Source organism: Nissabacter archeti, assembly GCF_018257325.1.
Classification (GTDB): domain Bacteria; phylum Pseudomonadota; class Gammaproteobacteria; order Enterobacterales; family Enterobacteriaceae; genus Chimaeribacter; species Chimaeribacter arupi.
On the sequence record NZ_JAERKB010000010.1, the window covers coordinates 26,999 to 47,357 of the forward strand.

A 20,359-nucleotide genomic window follows, 5' to 3' on the forward strand; every position below is an offset into this window, starting at 1 on the left:
AGTCACCCGCGGCCCTGCGTCAGTACGGGTTGGTTGCCGGTTGCCCCCTTATACCTGTTGGACCTGGATGCCGTGCTGCACCAGCACATCCCCCAGCGTGTTGCTGCTCTCCAGTGAACTGTTGTGGTAGACGTCAAACGTCAGGCCATCCACCACCCGCTGGCCGGTAGTGGCCCAGGTGGCACCGTCGCCCACCAGCGTCACCTGGCTGCCTTCTGCCCCGCGGATAAACAGCGTTTCATCCAGTTGATCCTTCACGGTTTCCGCCTCATGCAGATCCAGCGTCAGGCTGTTGGTGCCGCTCTGGCCGAGATCGAAGATCTCAATGTGCTCCACCTTCAGCCCGAGTGCCACCAGGTCGAGGTGCTGCCCGGTGCCGGCCAGTTGCAGGGTGTCGATGCCGTCCCCGCCGTCAATGTGCAGGAAGTCCAGCGTATGCAACTGGATGGTGTCGTTGCCGGTGCCGCCCAGTGCCTCGCCGCCGCTGGTGGAAAGATCCAGCGTCAGCCCGCCGATGGAATAAGCGGTTTCACCGCCCTCTTCCGTGACGGCCGCGGCCGTGGTGGTGTCTGCCGTGGCCGTGGCCGGCGTGCTGTCAGCGCTGTCGCTGGTGGCTGCCGCCTCACTGCCGACGCTCAGCGCCGACAGCGTGGTCACGGTGCCGTCACTGTTATTGTCATCCCCGGCCGCCTGCGCCGAGGCATCATCGGTGGCCACCGCCATCATCAGCGTCTGCGCCTCCGCCGTGGCAGCGACCGGCAGCAGTGAGCCGAGCAGCAGCGTGGTGGTGGTCGAGGCGGTGTTACCGGCCACGTCCACCGCCGACACGGTGACAATCGAGTTCAGGTTAATAAGCAAGCCGCCCAGCAGTGACGAGGAATAGTGCACGCTGTAGCGGCCGAACGCATCCACGGTGGCGTTCTGGCTCACCCCTTGCAGGGTGACTTTGACCCGCGAGCCTTGCGCCAGGTTGCGCGTGCCGCCGGAAATCGTCAGGCCGAACAGCAGGTAGTTGACCAGGTTGAGCACCGGGTCAACCCCCACCTGCGGCACGTTCCGGGTGATGGCGGTAAAGGTGGTGCTGGCATTGGCGGTGTTGCCGCCCGCATCACTCACCGAAACCGTCAGGGTCTGGCTGCCGTCGTTAATGTTACGCAGCGTCCCGCTCGGCACCGTCACGCTCCATGCGCCGTTGCTGCCCACGGTGGTGGTCAGCACGTTCCCGGCCACATTCACCGACACCGTGCTGCCCACCGCGTTGGTGGACGTCCCGCTGATGGTCTGGCCGCTGTTGGCTTCATTGAGGTTCAGGTAACCGTCCCCACCGAACACGCTGCCCAGGGTAATGGTCGGCTGGGTATGGGTGAGCACCGTTACCGGGGCGGTGTTGCTGCCGGTGTTATTGGCGGCGTTGGTGACGCTGGCGGTCAGGGTGTAGCTCCCGTCCGCCAGCGCCGCCAGCGCGGCCGCCGGCACCGACACGCTCCAGGCACCGCTGCTGCCCACGGTGGTGGTGTAGGTGGTGCCGCCCAGCGTCACCCGCAGCGTCGATCCTTCAGCGTTGGTGGTGGTGCCGCTGATGGTCTGCGCCTGGCGGGCGTCCGCGGCACTGATGGCGTTATCGCCAAATACCGACGACAGGGTCACGGTCGGCGGGGTCTGGGCGATCACGCTCACGGTGCGGCTGGCGGTGCCGGTGGCGCCGTACGGGTCCGTCACCGTGACGTTCACCGTCTGGGTGCCGTTGGCCAGCCCGGTCAGGCTGCTGGCCGGCACACTCAGTGACCAGGCCCCGTTGCTGCCCACGGTGGTGGTGTAGGTGGACCCGCCCAGCGCCACGCTGATGGCTGACCCGGTGGCGGCGTTGGTGGTGCTCCCGCTGATGGTCTGGGCGGTGGTGAGATCCGCCGCGCTCAGCACGCCGTCACCAAAGATGGTGTTCAGCGTCACGGTCGGGGTGACACGCGGGCCGACCACGGCCCCCACGCTGGCACGGGCGACGTTGCCGACCGGGTCAGTGACCGAGACCCCCACGGTGAGGTTGCCGGAGAGCAGCGTGCCGAGCACATCCGGCGTCAGTTGCGCACTGAAGTTGCCGTTCTGCCCGACGGTGGCGGTGGTCACAATGTTCCCGACGTTAATCCGCACCGTGCTGCCGGCCGCCACATTACCGACGTTACCGCTGATGGTCTGGGTGGTCAGCGCCTCCAGCACGTTCAGGATGTTATCGCCGCCAAACACCGGGTTGAGGTTGATGGTCGGCAGGTTGGTGATCCCGACCAGCGCTGTTCCGCTGGTGCTGCTGGTGTTGCCGGCGGCATCCGTGACGCTGACGCCCACCGACAGGTTGCCGTCCGTGAGGGTACGCAGGATGGCAGGTGCCAGCGACAGGCTGAAGGTGCCGTCCGCCGCGGTGGTGGTGACATACTGCTGGTTGCCGACAGACACCACCACGCGTGACCCCGCCTCCGCATTGGCGATGGTGCCGCCAATCAGCTGGCTGACGGTGGCATCTGCCGCATTCAGCAGCGCATCACCAAACAGCGGGTTCAGGGTAATGGTCGGCGCGGTGACATCCACCGTCAGCGCCCCGGTGGTGGTGGCGGTATTGCCTGACAGCCCGTTCAGCGTGGCCCCGACAGTGAGCGGGCCGCTGGTCAGGGTGCTGAGGATATCCGGCGTGACCACCGCGCTGAAGCTGCCGTTGGTGCCCACGGTGGCCTCTACGGTGCGGTTGCCGATAGCGAGCGTCACGGTACTGCCGGGCGCCGCGTTGGTCGCCACCCCGCTGATGGTCTGATCCACCAGGGCGCCGGCAATATTGAGCAGGCCGTTGCCGAAGATCGGGTTCAGCGTGATGGTCGGCTGGGTGTTGAAGACGCCGATGGTGGCCGAGCCGGTGGCGATGTTGCCCGCCGGGTCCACCACGCTGAGGTTCAGCGCCAGGTCGCCCACCGCCAGCGCAGACAGGTCAGCCGACGGCAGGGTGACACTCCAGCTGCCGTTTGCGCCGACCAGGCTTTGGTAGGCGCGCGTCCCCAGCGTCACGGTGACGGTGGAACCCTCTGCGGCATCAACCACACCGCTGAGGGTCTGCCCGGCCAGCGTTTCCGCCACGTTCAGCAGGTTATCCCCGCCGAACAGCCCGGTCAGTTCGCCGACCACCGGCACATTGTCAACAATGGCGGTCACGGTTTCGCCTACGGTGCGGGTGTTACCGGCGGCATCCGTCAGGGTGATGTCCAGCGCCAGGTTGCCGTCGCTGAGCAGCCCGAGCACATCCGGCGGCACCACGATAGCCCACTGGCCGTTCTGGCCGACCTCCGCCGTCAGGGTGGTGCCGCCCAGGGTCACGGCCACGGTGGCCCCGATCCCGGCGGACGTCGCCACCCCGCTGATGGTCTGCGCCACAGCGGTATCCAGCGCATTCAGGGTGTTGTCGCCAAACACCGAGTCCACCACCAGGTTCAGCGCACTGTTGACCACTTTATTCACGGTCACAGTGGCAGCGGTGGTGTTCCCGGCCTGATCGCCCACGCGCAAGCCGAACACCAGCGCGCCTTCGGCCAGGCTGCCGAGCACTTCCGGCGTCAGGTCGAGGCTGAAGGTGCCGGTTTCACTGACCACGGCGGTGGCAATCGGGCTGCCGTCGCCGAGGTAGAGGCCGATGGTCTGCCCTTCCGCGCCGGACGCCGTACCGGTCAGCACCTGTGTTGTCAGAATATCGGCGGCATTCAGGATATTGTCATCCGCCAGCGCCGCCACGGTAATCAGCGGCGCAGCGGTGTCCACGGTCAGGGTCTGCGTCTGGGTGGTGACGTTGCCCGCCGCGTCGGACACGGTGGCGGTGATGGGGTAATCGCCGTCGGTGAGCGCCTGCAGGGCGGACGACGGCACGGTGGTGGACCAGGTGCCGTCCGCCTGCACCACGGCGCGGAAGGTGTTGTCGTTCAGCGTCAGGGTCACCGTCTGCCCGGCATCCGCCGCCGAGACCGTACCGCTCAGGATCTGGCTGCTGGCCTGCTCACCGGCACTCAGGGTGTTGTCACCGGTGAACGGATCCAGCGTCAGGGTCGGCGCGGTGCGGTCAACCAGCACCGTGGCGGTGCTGGTCAGGGTGGTGGTGGCGGTCGCCAGCGTCACCGTCAGCGTCTGGGTGCCGTCCGGCAGGTTGGCGGCGGTGTTGGCGATGCCGACACTCCATTCGCCGTCCGTGCCGGAAATCGGCGTGGTGCCGAGCACCGTGCCGTCTGCACGGGTCACGGTGACCGTCCCGGCGCTGCCGGTCGCCAGCCGGAAGAAGCGGCCGGTCAGGAACAGGGTCTGCGCATCCGCGGCATTGACGATGTTATCCCCGCCCAGTGCCCCCACCGCCACATCCGGCGCGGCCGGCGGGGTGAGATCCACCGCGACCGGCAGGCTGGTGCTGCTGGTGTTGCCTGCCAGGTCAGTGATGCTGACGCCAATCGCGCCCGCCTCGTCCAGCCCCTCCAGCAGGGCCGGGGTCAGGTTCACTGACCAGCTGCCGTCAGCGTTCACGATCCCGCTCTGCGTGCCGTCACCGATGGTCACGGTGATGGTATCCCCCGCTTCGGCGTTGGTGGCGGTGCCGCTCAGGGTCTGGGTGGTGAAGCTCTCGACGTAGTCCAGGGTGTCGCCCGCCGAGAACACCAGCGTGTCAATCGCCGGCACCGTGGTGTCGACCCGCACGCTGTCATTCAGGGTGGCGGTGTTGCCGGCGCTGTCCGTGACAGTCAGGATCAGCGGCTGGTCACCCTGCGCCAGTGCGCCGAGCTGGGCGGAAGAGAGCGGCAGTGTCCAGCTGCCGTCCTCGGCCACGGTGGCGGTGTACGGGGTGCCGCCCAGTGTGACGATGGCGGTTTGCCCGGCGCCGGTGGCCCCGGTGGTGCCGCTCATCACAATGCCGCCGGCCACGGCGGCAGCGTTAATCACCCCCTCGCCGGAGGCCACCGCAAAGGTCGGCACCGGTGCAGTCAGCGCGGCGGTAAAGGCCAGCACCTCGGTGGTGGTGTTGCCCGCCTGATCCACCAGCGTGACATCCAGTTCATGCTGGCCGGTTTGCAGGCCGCTGAGCGCCCCGGCCGGCAGGGTCACCGACCAGTTGCCCTGCGCATCCACGGTGCCGGGGTAACTGATACCGGCGAGGTCGAGCGTCAGTTGCGCGCCCTGGCCCACGCCCACCTCACCGGTATTCCCGGTGATGGTCAACGGCCCGGCCGCTTCGGCGATGTTGAGCACGCCGTCGGTGAACGGCGTATCAATCACCGGATCGAGCGGGATCAGGCTGGCGACGAAGCCGAGCGAGGTGGTGCTGCTGTTCCCGGCAAAGTCTGTGGCCGTCACCAGCAGGGTGTGCGGGCCGTTTGCCAGCCCCTGCAACTGCGCAGGGGGGAGATCCAGCGTCCAGTCACCGTTGGGGGTGACTGTCGCGGTGAACGGCGTGCCGCCGTCAATGGCGACGGTCACGGTCTGGCCGTCCCCGGTGAGGCCGGTTTTCCCGCTCAGCGTCTGCCCGGCCGCCGCTTCGGCAATGTTCAGCTGCGCATCGCCGAACGGGGCGTTCAGGGTGGCTGTCGGCAGGTTATTGATGGCGATGATCAGATCGCCGCCCAGGGTCGAGGTGTTCCCGACCGCATCGGTCACGGTCACGGCACCCGGCCATGCGCCGTCCGGCAGCGAGGTCAGCAGTGCCGGGGAGAGCGTCAGCGACCAGTTGCCGGTCGCCGGGTCAACGTCTGCCGGGTAGAGCGTCCCGTTGACGTTCACCACCACCGTCTGGGTGCCGGTGATGCCGGTATTCCCGCTGAGCGCGCCGCCCTGCGCCGCCTCGGCGGCGTTGATGATGCCGTCGCCAAACGGCAGGTTGAAGGTGACGTCCGGCAGGGTGTTCACAATCGCGGTGAACGGGGTCGCGGTGGAGGAGGTGTTCCCTGCCCGGTCGGTCACGGTCACGTCCAGCGTGTGGGTGCCGTCACTCAGCCCGGTGAGCTGGGCGGAGGTCAGCGTGGCGCTCCAGAGGCCGTTTTCTTCCACGGTTACCGGCACCGGCTCGCCGTCCAGCGTCAGGGTCACGGTCTGGCCGCTGCCGGTCACGCCGGTGGAGCCGCTGATCACCTGATCGGTCGCCGCGGTCACGGCATTCAGTTGCCCGGTGACAAACGGCGTGGTGATCGCCGCCACCGGCACCGCCGCGATCACCAGCTCCGCACTGGCGCTGGCGCTGGCCGGGTTGCCCGCGACATCCGCCGCGGACACCAGGATTTGTTCTGCGCCGTCACCCAGCGGCGTCAGCGTATTGGCCGGGATCGTCACACTCCAGGTGTTGTCGGCATTCACCACAGCGGCAAAGGTCAGGCTGCCGAGGGTGACCGTCACCGGCGTACCGGCGGCCAGGTTGGTGGTGGTGCCGCTCAATACCTGATCGGCGGCCGCTTCGGCCGCGCTCACCAGCCCATCACCAAACGGGGTGTTCAGCGTCAGGGCCGGCAGGGTATTGATGGCGACCGTCACCGGCAATGACTGGGCCGACAGGTTGCCGCTGGCATCCGTGATGGTGATGTCCAGGGTGGTCGCGCCGTCCGGCAACTGTTGCAGGTCACCGGCCGGGATGGTCAGGCTGTAGCTGCCGTCGGTTGCGGCCACCACGGTATAGGTCACCCCGTTCAGGGTCGCGTTGACCGGCAGCCCCGCCTCCGCGGTGCCGCTTACCACCAGCCCGGCCAGGGCTTCAGCCTGGTTGAGGGTGGCATCCGTCCCGAGGCTGGTGGTGACGTCCAGCAGCGGGAGGTCGGTGTCGACGGTGAAGGTTTCACTGCCGGTCGCCGGGTTGCCCGCGACATCGCTGCCGGTGACCGTGATGCTGTTGGCCCCTTGCGGCAGGGTGCCGAGATCCGCTGACGGCACCAGCACGCTCCAGCTCCCGTCCGCATTCACGGTCGCGGTGTAAGTCAGCACGCCGCTGAGGGCGATGGTCAGCGTACTGCCTTCCGGCACGTTCTGGCTGCTGCCGGTGAGCGTCAGGTCGTTTTGCACCTCCTGCGCATTGATCACCCCGTCATTGCTGACCGGGTCAATGCTCACGGCAGGCAGGCTGGCGGCCTGCGCCACCAGCGTGAACTGGCCGATGTTATTGGCCGGGTTGCCCGCCACATCTGCCGCGCTCACGGTGAAGCTCTGGGTGCCGTCACCCAGTGCCGCCACCGCCGCTGACGGCACCACCACACTCCAGGTGCCGTCGGCAGCCACCGTGCCGGTAAAGGTCTGGTCTGCCAGCGTCAGCGTCACCACCTGCCCGGCCGGCAGGTTGGTGCTGCTGCCGGTGACCGTCACATCGGCGGCGGCTTCGGCCTGGTTGATGTAGTTGTCACCGCTGACGGTCAGCACCGTCAGGGTCGGCAGCGCAGTGGCCGACGCGGCCACCACCAGCGGGAAGGTCTGCACGGCGGTATTGCCCGCCGCATCCAGCAGGGTCACGGTGACCGGGTAGCTGCCGTCGGCCAGCGTCTGGCTCACCCCGTCCGGCAGGGTGATGCTCCAGCTGCCGTCCTCCTGCACCTGCGTCTGGTATACCTGGTTATTGAAGTCCAGCGTCACGGTCTGCCCGGTTTCCGCGGCATCGGTGGTGCCGGTAAACAGTACAGTGCCCGCCAGCTCGGCGGCATTCAGGGTGTTGTCACCCGCCACCGGCGACACCGTCAGGGCCGGGGCGGCGTAGTCCACAATCAGGGCGCTCTGGGCCACGCCCTGGTTGCCGAAGGCATCGGTCACCGTCACCACCACCGGCTGGGTGCCCGGTGTCAGCGCCTGCAACACGGCCGGTTGCAGCGTCAGCGACCAGTTGCCGTCTGCATCCACGGTGGCCGGGTAGTCGGCCCCGGCAATGTTCACCACCACACTCTGGCCGCTGCCCGCCACCCCGCTGTTACCGGTGAAGGTCTGCGGTGCGGCCGCTTCGGCGGCATTGAGGTAGCTGTTCTGCAACGGGGTATCGACCTGCGGCAGCGGCAGGGTGGCCGCCAGCGTCAGGGCGCTGGTGCTGGTGCTGGTGTTCCCGGCGGCGTCAGTCAGGGTGACGGTGAGCGGGTAGCTGCCGTCCGGCTGCCCGGCCAGCGCCCCGGCCGGGATCGAAAGCGACCAGGTGCCGTCCGCCAGCACGGCGGTGGTGTAGCTGACGCTGTTCAGGGTCGCGGTCACGGTCTGGCCCGCTTCCCCGGCCGGGGCGGTGCCGCTCAGGCTGAAGGGTTGCTGGACTTCAGCGGCGTTGAGCGCGTTGTCGGTGGCGACATCGGCCACCGTCAGGGCCGGGGCGGTGAAGTCCACCGTCAGGGCGCTGGTGGTGGTGACCGTGTTCCCGGCGATGTCGCTGGCGGCGACCACGATCGGGGTGCTGCCTTCCGGCAGCGTTTGCAGGTCAGCCGCCGGGAGGGTGGCTGTCCAGCTGCCGTCATTGTTCACCCGGGCGTTGTAGGTGAAGTTGCCGAGGGTGACCAGCACCGTCTGGCCGTCCCCGCTGATGCCGGTGGCACCGGAGAGGTATTGGTCCTGCCCGGCGGCGGCGGCACTCAGGAAGCCGTCGCCCAGCGGCGTATTCAGCACCGGTGCCGGCAGCGTGGTGATATGCACGCCGATATCGAGGGTCTGGGTGATTTCCGTGCCGCCCAGGTCGGTGACGGTGGCGGTCAGCGGCACATCGCCGTCCGGCAGGGTGGCCACATCGGCCGCCGGCAGGGTGATGCTCCAGCTGCCGCCCGCGCCGACGGTGGTGGTGTAGCTGAGGCCGTCAAAGGTCAGGGCCAGCGTCGCCCCTTCGGCCACATTGGCGGTGGTGCCGCTGAGCACCACGTCCGCCGTCGCCTCCTGCGCATTGATGTAGTTGTCGCCGGTGACCGGGTTAAAGGCGATACCGCCCTGGTCCAGGTTCACCGTGATGCTGCTGCTCTGCACCGCCGGGTTGCCGTACACATCACTGACGCGCGTTTCGATCACCACCTGCTCGCCGTTGGCCAGCCCGGCCAGCGCCGACTGCGGCAGAAGCAGGCTCCAGCCGCCGCCGGAGGTGACGGTGGTGGTGTAGTCGGTGCCGTTAAAGCGCACGGTCAGGGTCTGGCCCGCCTCGACACCCACGGTGCTGCCGCTGATCACCTGGTCGACCAGCACTTCGGCGGCATTCAGCACGTCGTCGCCGGTGAAGGTGTCACGGGTGATGGCGATGTCGAGGTTGCGCGCCACCTGAAGTTCATCTGTCAGGGTGGTGACGTTCCCGGCCGCATCCGTGACGCTCACGGTCACCGGGTAGGTGCCGTTCGGCGCCTGGTTCAGGCCGCTCAGGAACAGTGACCAGCTCCCGTCTTCCAGCACTTCGGCCTGGTAAGGCACGCCGAAGAGAGTGACCACCACTGTCTGGCCGGTGGCACTGCTGGTGCCGGTGATGGTGGTGTTCACGTCGCTGTTGATCAGGATGTTGTCACCCGCGATCGGGTCCAGCGTCAGGGCCGGCGGCGTGAAGTCGGCCTGGAAGGTGCTCTGGGTCTGGTTGGTGTTACCGGCGGCGTCCGTAGTGGTCACCGTCAGGCTGTTGCTGCCGTCAGCCAGGCCGGTCAGCAGCGCCGGGGGCAGCGTGGCGCTCCAGGCGCCGGTGCTGTCCACCACTGCATTGATCGTCTGGCCCGCCAGGGTCACTACCACCGTCTGCCCGTTGCCGGTGATGCCGGTGTTCCCGGCTATGCTCTGGCCGAGGCTCTGGGCGGCTTCGCTGCTGCTCAGCACGCCGTCGGCAAACAGATCGTTCACCGTCGGTGCCGGCACCGGGGTGACAAACACACCCAGGGTGACGTTGGCCGTCTGCTCAGTGCCGCCGTTATCGGTGACGCCGGCGGAGAGCAACAGGCTGCCGTCAGTGAGCAGCGCGGCATCGTCCGCCGGGACGGTGGTGCTCCAGCTGCCGTCCGCGCCCACGGCGGCGGTATAGGTGATGCCGTTCAGCGTCAGGGTGACGGTGGCCCCTTCCGCCACGTTGGCGCTGTTGCCGCTCAGGGTAATGGCGGCCCCGGCCTCGGCGGCGTTGATCAGGTTGTCACCGGTGACCGGGTCAATGCTCAGCCCGCCCTGCGCGGTGTTCAGGGTAATCGGCCGGCTGGCGGTGGTCAGGTTACCGGCCGCGTCCGCGACCCCGGCGCTGAGGGTCTGCGCGCCGTCGGCCAGCAGCGCCAGATCGGCTGCCGGAATGCTCACTGACCAGACGCCGCCCGCCTGCACCTGCGCAATGTAGGTGTTGTCGCCCAGCGTTACCTGCACGTTCTGGCCGCTTTCCACATTCTGCGCCACGCCGCTTATCAGCTGCGCGCTCTGGATTTCCGCACCGTTGAGGATGTCATCCCCGGCGATCGGGTTGATGGTCAGCACCGGCAGGTTTTCTGCCGCGCCGTCCAGCACCAGGGTCTGGATCAGATCAGAGGTATTACCGGCCGCATCCGTCAGGCTGATCAGCAGGTCATAGTTGCCGTCCGGCAGGTTGGCCAGCGCACTTGGCGGCAGGGTCAGGCTCCAGCCGCCGCCCGGCTGCACAATGGCCTCATAGGCGATGTCGTTAAACAGGATGGTGACGGTGACGATGTCCCCGACTTCCGAGCCGCTGCCGCTGACCACCACCCCGGCCGCAATTTCTGCAGCGTTGGCGATGTTGTCATTGGCAATCGGGTTGACCACCACGGTAGGCGCGGTGAAATCAATCTGCGCACTGCCGTTCAGGGTGGCGGTGTTGCCCGCCAGATCGCTCACGGTGATCGGCAGGGTGGCGGTGCCGTCCGGCAGGTCGCTCAGCGCCTGCGCCGGCAGCGTCAGGCTCCAGTTGCCGTTGGCGTCCACCGTGCCGGTGTAGAGCGTGCCGCCCAGCGTCAGGCTCACACTCTGCCCGGCCCCGGCGATGCCGGTGGAGCCGGTCAGGGTCTGGGGAAGTTGTGCCTCCGCCGTGTTCAGCACCCCATCGAGGAACGGCAGGTCCAGCGTCGGCACCGGCAGGTTGTTCACAAACACCGACAGGCTGGTGCTGGTGGTGACCGGGTTACCGCCACCGTCGGTGCTGGTCACGGTCACGGTTTGCGTGCCGTCGGTCAGCAACGCGAGCGCCGCTGACGGCACGGTCACGCTCCAGACGCCCTGCTCACTGGCCTGGGTGGTGTAGGTTTCACCGTTAAACGCCACGGTGATGGTGGTGCCGGCCGGCACATTCAGCGTGGTGCCGCTGATCACCAGATCGTTGGCCGCCTCCTGTGCGTTCAGCAGGTTATCCCCGGCCAGCGGGTTCAGGCTGATGCCGCCCTGGTCCAGGTTAACCGTCACGGTGTTCTCGGCGGTGCCGCTGTTGCCCGCCACGTTCTCCACGCTGGCGCTGATGGTCACCGTGCCGTTGCTGAGCAGGCGCAGATCATTGGCCGGTACGGTGGTGCTCCAGCTGTTGTCCGGCTGCACGGTGGCGGTATAGGTGCGGCCGTTCAGGGTCAGGGTCACGACCTGCCCGGCTTCCACATTGGCCACGGTGCCGCTCAGCAGTTGGGTGGTGTTCTGCTCCGCGCCGTTGAGGGTGTTGTCACCGGCAAACGCGTTAAAGGTGATTTGCGGCGCGTTCGCCGGGTCGGTCGCCAGGGTCACGCTGCCGGTGACGCTGGTGCTGTTGCCCGCGTCATCGGTAATGGAGGCGGTGACCGGGTAACTGCCGTCCGGCAGCCCGGCCAGCGCCCCGACCGGCAGCGGCACGCTCCAGGTGCCCTCTTCCGTCACGGTGGTGGTGTAGGTTTCGCCGTTCAGCGTCACGGTCACCGTGGCCCCGGCCGCGCCGTTCAGCGGGATGTCGGCCGAGGTGCCGCGCAGCGTCACTTCCCCGGCGGCCTCGGTGATATTGACGATGTTGTCCGCAGTCAGCGGGCTGATGCTCAGCCCCGGCGCGGTGAAGTCCACGGTAAAGGCACCGGTGGTGTCGGCGCTGTTGCCTGCGGCGTCACTGGCGTTCACGTTGAAATTCACCAGCCCGTTGCTGAGCGATTGCAGCAGGTCCGCCGGGACAGCCGCGCTCCAGAAGCCGTTTTCATCCACGGTGGCGGTGATGTTCTGCCCGGCGAGCGTCACCGTCACGGTTTGCCCGGTGCCGGAGACCCCGGTCTGCCCACTCAGCACCTGCCCGGCCGCAGCCTCGCTGATGCTCAGGTAGCCGTCGCCGAACGGGGCGTTGGCCTGCGGTTGCGGCAGGTTATTGATCAGCACCACCAGATCAAGCGCGGCGTTCACCGTCGCGCCGTTGCTGTCGACCGCCTCTGCCGTCACGCTGTAGGTGCCGTCCGCCAGCCCGGCCAGATCGTCCGCCGGGATCTCCAGGCGCCAGGTGGCATCCGCGTTCACGGTGGCGGTATAGGTTTCACCGTTCAGGGTCACGGTGACGGTGTTGCCTTCCGGCACGCCCACCACCACCCCGTTTACCGCCAGCGGTTCGCCCGCCTCGGCGGCATTGAGGAAGTTGTCGCCGGAGAGGGTGTCAATCGCCACCCCTTCCTGGCCGGTGACCACCGTCACGGTTTCATCCGCCGTGATGCTGTTCCCGGCGATGTCCGCCACGGTGGCGGTCAGGGTTGCCGGGCCGGTGGTCAGCAGGGCCAGATCGGCCGCCGGCACCAGCAGGCTCCAGGTGCCGTCCGCCAGTACCGTGGTGGTGTAGGTAGTGTTGTTCAGGGTGACAGTGACCGTCTGCCCGGCTTCCACGTTGGTGGTGGTGCCGCTCAGGGTCTGCGCCACGCCGCGCTCGGCGCTGTCCAGCTCGTTGTCACCGGCGAACGGATCCAGGGTCAGTTGCGGCAGGTCGGTGGCGTCTACCGTCACTGTCTGGGTGAAGGTGGCGGGGTTGCCCGCCGCATCGGTCAGGGTGGCAGTCAGCGGGAAGCTGCCGTCCAGCCCTTCCAGCGCCGCGGCCGGGAGGGTCACGCTCCAGCTGCCGTCACTGCCCACGGTGGCCGTAAAGGTCTGGTCGTTAAAGGTCACGGTGACGGTGCCGTCGAGGTCGTCAGACTGCCCGGTCACGGCGATCCCGGCCTGCACATCGGCCTGGTTAAGGACGTTATCGCCGGTGACCGGGTCAATCGCCAGCGTCGGCGCGGTGACATCCACCGGCAGGCTGCCGGTGGCCGTGCTGGTGTTGCCTGCGGCATCGGTGACCGTCACGGTCAGCGGGTAAGTGCCGTCAGTGAGCGCCTGCAACGCTGCGGCAGGCAACGTCACCTGCCAGCCGCCGTCGCCGTCCACCAGGCCGGTGAAGGTCTGGCCGTTCAGCGTCAGGGTGACGCTCTGGCCGTCGCCGCTGACACCGGTGCTGCCGGTGATCGCCAGTTCAGCCTGCACATCGCTGCCGTTCAGGGTGGCCGGGGTATCCAGCGTGGCCTGCGGCAGGTTGGTGATGTGCACATCCAGGGTGGCGGTGGCGGTTTCGCCGGTGCCGCCCGCATCGGTGACGGTGGCAGTGACGCTGTTCAGGCCATCCGGCAACGCGCCCACGGCCGCCGCCGGGACGGTGACCGTCCAGCTGCCGTCGCTATTGACCGTGCCGGTGTAGGCGGTGCCTGCCAGTTCGACACTGACCACGCTGCCCGGCGTGACATTGGCAGTGGTGCCGCTGACCACCAGCGGCTGGCCCGCCTCGGCGGCGCTGAGGGCGTTATCCCCGGCGAGGGTATCGATCGCGATGCCGCCCAGGGCGGTATTGACGATCAGCACCCGGTCAGCCGTGCCGGGGTTACCGGCCAGATCATTCACGGTGGCGCTGACGGTCAGCCCGCCGTTGCCGAGGGCCGCCAGATCGGCAGCCGGTACTGTCAGCTGCCAGTTGCCGCTGGCCTGCACGGTGGTGGTATAGGTCACGCCGTTCAGCGTCACGGTAACACTCTGCCCTTCCACCCCGCCGGTGGCGGTGCCGCTTATCACCAGCGGTACCCCCTGCTCGGCGGCGTTCAGGATGTCGTTGCCCGCCAGGGCATCAATGGTCACGGCCGGGGCGGTGAGGTCCACCACTGCATTGCCGGTGGTGCTGCTGGTGTTGCCGCCCGCATCCGCGACCTGCACCTGGACGGCGATCGGCGCATTGCCTTCTGCCAGCTGTTGCAGCACGTCCACCGGTACGGTGACGCGCCAGACGCCGTCATTGTCCACCGTGCCGGTCAGCGGGATATCCGCCAGCGTCAGGGTGATGGTCTGCCCGGCCCCGGTCACGCCGGTGCGGCCGGTCAGGGTCTGCGGGATGGTGATGTCCTGCGCATTCAGGAAGCCGTCACCAAACGGGGTGTCGAGGGTGGCAACCGGCACCGGGCTGACATACAGCGAAATCGGCAGTTCATTGGTGGCAGTGGTGCCGTCCGCCTGGGTGGTGGTGGCTGTCGCCACGACAGTCCCGCTCCCCACAGCCTGTACCACTTCCGCCGGAATGGTGACGCGCCAGCTTCCGCTTGCCACACGGGCGAAGAAGCTGCGCCCGGCGAAGGAGAAGGTGACCGGCGTATTGTCCGCCACATTGAAGGCGGTGCCCTGCACCACCAGATCGCTGGCGGCTTCGGCGGCGTTGATGCGGTTATCGGTGGCGACGGTGTCAATCGCGATGCCGCCCAGGGCATCTTCCACCGTGATGCCCTGCTCAGCGGCCGGGGCGGTGTTACCGGCGCTGTCACTCACCGTGGCGACCACGGTGCTGGCCCCGCCCGGCAGCGCCGCCACATCGGCAGCCGGGACAATCACGCTGAAGGTGCCGTCCCCCTGTACGGTGGCGGTGTAGGTCTGGTCGTTGAGCGTCAGGGTCACCGTCTGGCCGGCTTCCACGTTGGTGGTGGTGCCGCTCAGGGTCTGTGACACCTGGTGTTCAGCCTCGGAGAGCTGGTTGTCGCCGCTGACGGCATCCAGCGTCACGGTCGGCAGGGAGTCTTCATCGGCATTGATCACCACGTCCTGCGACGTGGTGGTGGTGTTGCCGTTGGCGTCAGTGACGGACACCGTCAGCGGGTAGGTGCCGTCCGGGAATGCGCCGCCTGCGCTGAGGGCGCCCGCCGGCAGTGACAGCGTCCAGTCGCCGTCGCCGTTGGTCTGTGCAGTAAAGGTCTGGCCGCCCAGCGTCACGGTGACGGTGCTGTCCGGCAGGGAGGCGGTGCCGCTGACGGCCACGCCTGCCTGTGCTTCGGCATAGTTGATGACGTTATCATCCGCCACGGTGCCCACCGTCAGCGTCGGCGCGGTCAGGGCCACGGTCGGCGTCTGGGTGGCGGTGGCGCTGTTACCGGCGACATCGGTCACCGTGACCTGCAACGGCGTGCTGCCGTCTTCCAGTGCCTGCAACACGGCGGACGGCAAAATCACTGTCCAGTTGCCGTCTGCATCCACGCTGCCGGGGTAGGCGGTGTCGCCCAGGGTCACGGAAACGGTCTGCCCGGCACCGGTAATGCCGGTGGTGCCGGTCAGCACCTGGTCAACGGCCGCTTCCTCAATGTTCAGGACGTTATTGCCGAACGGCGTGTCAAAGGTCGGTGCCGCCGGGTTGGTGACGTAGTTGCCAATCTCCACGCTGCTGCTGGTGCCGTCGGGGGCGGTGACCACCAGCGTCAGCGGGTTGCCGGTCCAGGCCAGCACATCCGCTTCCGGCACCTCCACGCTCCAGCTGCCGTCAGTGCCGGTGGTGGTGGTGTAGGTCTGCCCGGCGAGGGTCAACGTCAGGGTGGAACCGGCCGCCAGGCTGTCGGCGGTGCCGCTCAGGGTGATGCCGCCCGCGGCTTCGTCCGCATTCACCAGGTTGTCGCCGGTGACCGGGTCGATGGTGATCAGGTTGCTGCTGCCCAGCACGGTGAGCGGCGTGGTGCTGCTGTCGGTGTTACCGGCCGGGTCGGTGGCGGTCACGGTCAACGTGGTGGCCCCCGCCGGGATCGCCTGCAAATCAGCGGCGGGCACCGTGGCGCTCCAGCTGCCGTCCGCCTGCACGGTGGCCGGGTAATCCACGCCGTTCAGGTTAACCACCACCGCCTGCCCGGCACCGGTGACGCCGGTGTTGCCGGTCAGCGTCTGGTCAACGGCCGCTTCCGGGCCGCTCAGGGTGCCGTCACCGAACGGGGTATCCGCCACCGGCTCCGGCAGCGTGGTGATGCGCGTGTCGAGTGCCACACTGCTGCTGAGCGGCGTGCCGCCGGCATCCGTGGCGCTGAGGGTCAGGGTGTTGGTGCCGTCCGGCAAGGCCGCGACGTCCGCCACCGGCACAGTGACCGTCCAGCTGCCGTCGGCGCCCACGGTGCCGGTATAGGTCACGTTATTGAGGGTGACGGTGACCGGGCTGCCCTCCGCCACATTGGCGGCGCTGCCGGTCAGCACCAGCGGGGCGGTGGCTTCCGCGGCGTTGATGCGGTTATCCCCGGCGATCGGATCGACCGCCAGCCCGCCCACGGTGTTATTGACGATCAGCGTCTGGCTTTGCGAAACGCTGTTGCCTGCGGCATCCGCCACGGTGGCGGTGAGGGTCAGGCCGCCATTGGCCAGCAGCGCCAGATCGGCCGCCGGAATGGTCACTTCCCAGTTACCGCCGGAGAGCACCGGCGCGCTGTAAGTAATGCCGTTCAGGGTCACGGTGACCGTCTGCCCGGCCTCCACGCCGAACGCGGTACCGCTCAGGATTTGCGACACCTGCTGTTCTGCGGCATTGAGGGTGCCGTCCCCGGCGATCGGGTTCAAGGTCAGGGTCGGGGCGCCGAAATCAACCGGCAGGCTGCCGGTCAGGGTGGTGCTGTTGCCGGCGGCATCGGTGGCCAGCACGCTGTAAGGCACACTGCCGCTGGGCAGCGCCTGCAAATCTGCGGCCGGCACCACCAGGCTCCAGCTCCCGTCGGCGGCCACCACGGCGTTATAGGCGGTGTCGCCCAGGGTCAGGGTCACGGTCTGCCCTGCCCCGGCCACGCCGGTGCTGCCGGTCAGGGTCTGGTCTGCGGCGGCTTCCGCCAGGTTCAGCACACCATCGCCCAGCGGCGGGTTCACCGTCACCACCGGCAAGGTGGTGATCACGGTGGTTACCGTGGTGGTGGAGGTGACCACCGTGCCGCCACTGTCGGTGGTGGTGGCGGTAACCGGGTAGCTGCCGTCGGCCAGCGCCTGCAGATCCGCGGCCGGCACCTCCAGGCTCCAGCTGCCGTCCGCCTGGGTGGTGGTGGTGTAGGTGATGCCGTTCAGCGTCACCTGCATGGTGGCGCCTTCATCCACATTCTGGGTGCTGCCCTGCAGCGTCACCCCGGCGGCGGCCTCAGCGGCGTTGATCAGGTTATCCCCGGTGACGGCGGCAATCGCCACCCCGCCCTGCGTCGGGATAATGCCGATGCTGCTGGTGGCGGTGACCGGGTTACCGGCGGCGTCTGTCGCCTGTACGGTGAGCGTAGTGGTACCGGCCGGAAGCTCACCCAGCTCGGCGGCGGTGAGCGTCAGCTGCCAGCTGCCGTCCGCCTGCACCTGCGCGGTGCGCTGCAGGCCCGGGCCGATTTGCAGCGTCAGGATCTGCCCGGCTTCCATGTTGGTGGTGGTGCCGCTCAGCACCTGCGCCACATTAAGCTCGGCACCGTCTACGGTGTTGTCCCCGGCAAACGGGTTCACGCTGACGGTCGGCGCGGCGGCCGGGTCGGCGTGCAGGTAAAGGTTCTGGGTGACGCTGGCCGGGTTACCGGCGGCATCGGTGGTGGTGACCACCAGCGGGTAGCTGCCGGCCGGGTAGGTCAGGGTGTTGGCCGGAATGGTCGCCGTCCAGCTGCCGTCGGCCGCGACCACCGGTGTATAGCTGACGCCGTTCAGCGTCACGCTGAGCGGGGCAGCCGGGTCAGAGGTGGTGCCGCTGACGATGATGTCACTTTGTGCATCGGTGATGTTGATGGTCTGGTCACCGGCGACCGGGTCCACCACCAGCGCCGGGGCGACGGTGTCATTGGTGACGGTGGCGGTCAGCGGCGTGACGTTGCCGGAGGCGCTGGTCACCGCAATATTCAGGGTGGTGGTGCCCTGCGGCAATGCCTGGAGGGTGGCAGCCGGGACGGTGACGCTCCAGTTCCCGGCGGCGTCCACGCTGCCGGTGTAGACGGTGCCGCCCACGGTCACGGTGACGCCCTGCCCGGCACCGGGCGCGCCGGTGGTGCCGCTCAGCACCAGATCGGCGGCCGCATCGGCGGCATTAATGATGTTATCCGTTGCCACCGGGTTGATCGTCGGCGCACCGGCGACCACCAGCGTGGCGTTGGCCCCGGCAGTGACCCCGGCCACGGTACTGACCGTGGCGGTCAGCGGCAGGCTGCCGGCGGCGAGCAGCGCGAGATCGGCGGCCGGCACCGTGGTGCTCCAGCTGCCGTCCGCATTCACGGCGGCGGTATACGTGATGCCGTTCAGCACCAGCGTCACGGTCTGCCCCGCTTCCACGCCGGTGGTGGTGCCGCTCAGCGTCTGGGCCGTCTGCGCTTCCGTACTGTCGAGCACGTTATCCCCGGCGAACGCGGCCAGGGTCAGCGTCGGTTGCGCGGCACCGAGGTTCACAGTCAGGGTTTCGCTGTCTGCCGCCTGCACCCCGGCCTGGTTGGACACGGTGGCCGTCAGCGTGGTATTGCCGCTGGCGAGCAGCGCGAGATCGGCAGCCGGCACGGTGGTGCTCCAGCTGCCGTCCGCGTTCACGGCAGCGGTATAAGTGATGCCGTTCAGCACCAGCGTCACGGTCTGCCCCGCTTCCACGCCGGTGGTGGTGCCGCTCAGCGTCTGGGCGCTCTGCACCTCGGTGCTGTCAATCACGTTGTCACCGGTAACGGGGGCCAGCGTCAGCGTCGGCAGGGCCGCGCCGGTGGTGTTCAGCACCACGCTCTGGGTCACGCTGGTGGTGTTGCCGGCGGCGTCAGTCAGGGAGGTGGTCAGCAGGTAGGTGCCGTTGGCCAGGCCGCTCAGCGCCCCGGCCGGCAGGGTCACGCTCCAGCTGCCGTCCGCATTGACGACGCCGGTATAGGTGGTGCCGTTCAGGGTCACGGTGACGGTCTGCCCGGCGTCTGCCGCCGTGGCGCTGCCGCTGATCACCAGCGGCTGGGTTGCCTCAGCGGCATCAATCAGGTTGTCACCGGCCACCGCATTGACGGTGACGGCAGGCGCAGTGGTATCCACGCCGACCGTCAGGGTCGCCTGGCCGCTCAGCCCGGCAGCATTGGTGACGGTAACATTCAGCGGGTAGCTGCCGTCTGCCAGCCCTTGCAGGGCAGAGGCAGGCACACTGATGCTGAAGCTGCCGTCCGCCGCCACCACGCCGGTATAGGTCACGCCGTTCAGGGTCAGCAGCACGCTGCTGCCGGCCTCGGCATTCTGTACCGTCCCGGTCAGGGTCTGGGCAGCCTGCGCCTCGCCGGCGTTGAGCAGGTTATCCGCGGCAAACGGCGTTAATGTCACGACCGGTGCGGCACCGGGCGTCACACCCCCGCCGCCTGCGTCCCCGGCACTGCCGCCACCGCCACCGCCGCCACCGGCCGCCAGGGCGATCCCGCCGCCCAGCGCCACGGCACCAATCCCGGCCAGCGCCAGCGGTGACAAGGCAAAGGCGGAGCCGGTGGCAATCAGCGGCCCAATCGTATCCAGCGCCGCGAACGTCGGCACCACGGCAGTGGGTGCCGCTGTCGCCACGCCCTCGGCAAAGACCGCATGGTCAAGCACGCCGATACCGTCATCAAACACCAGTTCGCTGTGCAGCCCTTCCGCATTGGTCAGGAAGAAGCTGCGGTAGGTGACCGTTGAGCCATCCTGCATATGCAGGATCAGGTCGTTGCCGACGCGCTCATAACGGGCCACCAGCGTACGTGAGCCGTTCACGCGCACTACGCTGGGTTCAGTCAGGGAATGGGTTTGGGTGCCGTCTGCGACCTGGGTAATCACGTCGCCGGAAGTGCGGGAAAGGATATCTGCGGTTGCCATATGCTGCCTCTTCTCCAAATCGTCGTAAAAAATCCCATGACGGCAAACTTTTACCTTTCATAACAGACGCCTGGCACAGACAGGCCCGTCCTGAGCAGCAGAGATGCAGTAGGGGAAATTAACTAAAAGCCCTGGAATTCCGTGGCTTCATTTTTTTCAATCTGGTGTGGCAACAGCACAAGGAAAAAAGAAAACAGCAATAGAAACAAAAATAGCTATCGTTACCCTGATTATTGATAAGCAGCACTTTTTTAAATCAGTGGCTCTCTAGGTATATGTGGCAAAAGCCGTGTCTGCTTGAAAAAAAATCTATCAAAGGGATAAAAAATATTTATTACAGAACGGTATTTTTACAAAATCAAGACAGATA

General features: G+C 67.6%; 1 protein-coding gene. It reads right to left on the reverse strand.

Annotated elements, in window-relative coordinates:
- Positions 1-48 precede the first annotated feature (48 nt).
- Positions 49-19,989, reverse strand: a complete 19,941-nt coding sequence (locus JK232_RS15105; RefSeq protein WP_212589356.1) for an Ig-like domain-containing protein — start codon at positions 19,987-19,989, stop codon at positions 49-51.
- Positions 19,990-20,359: the final 370 nt, after the last annotated feature.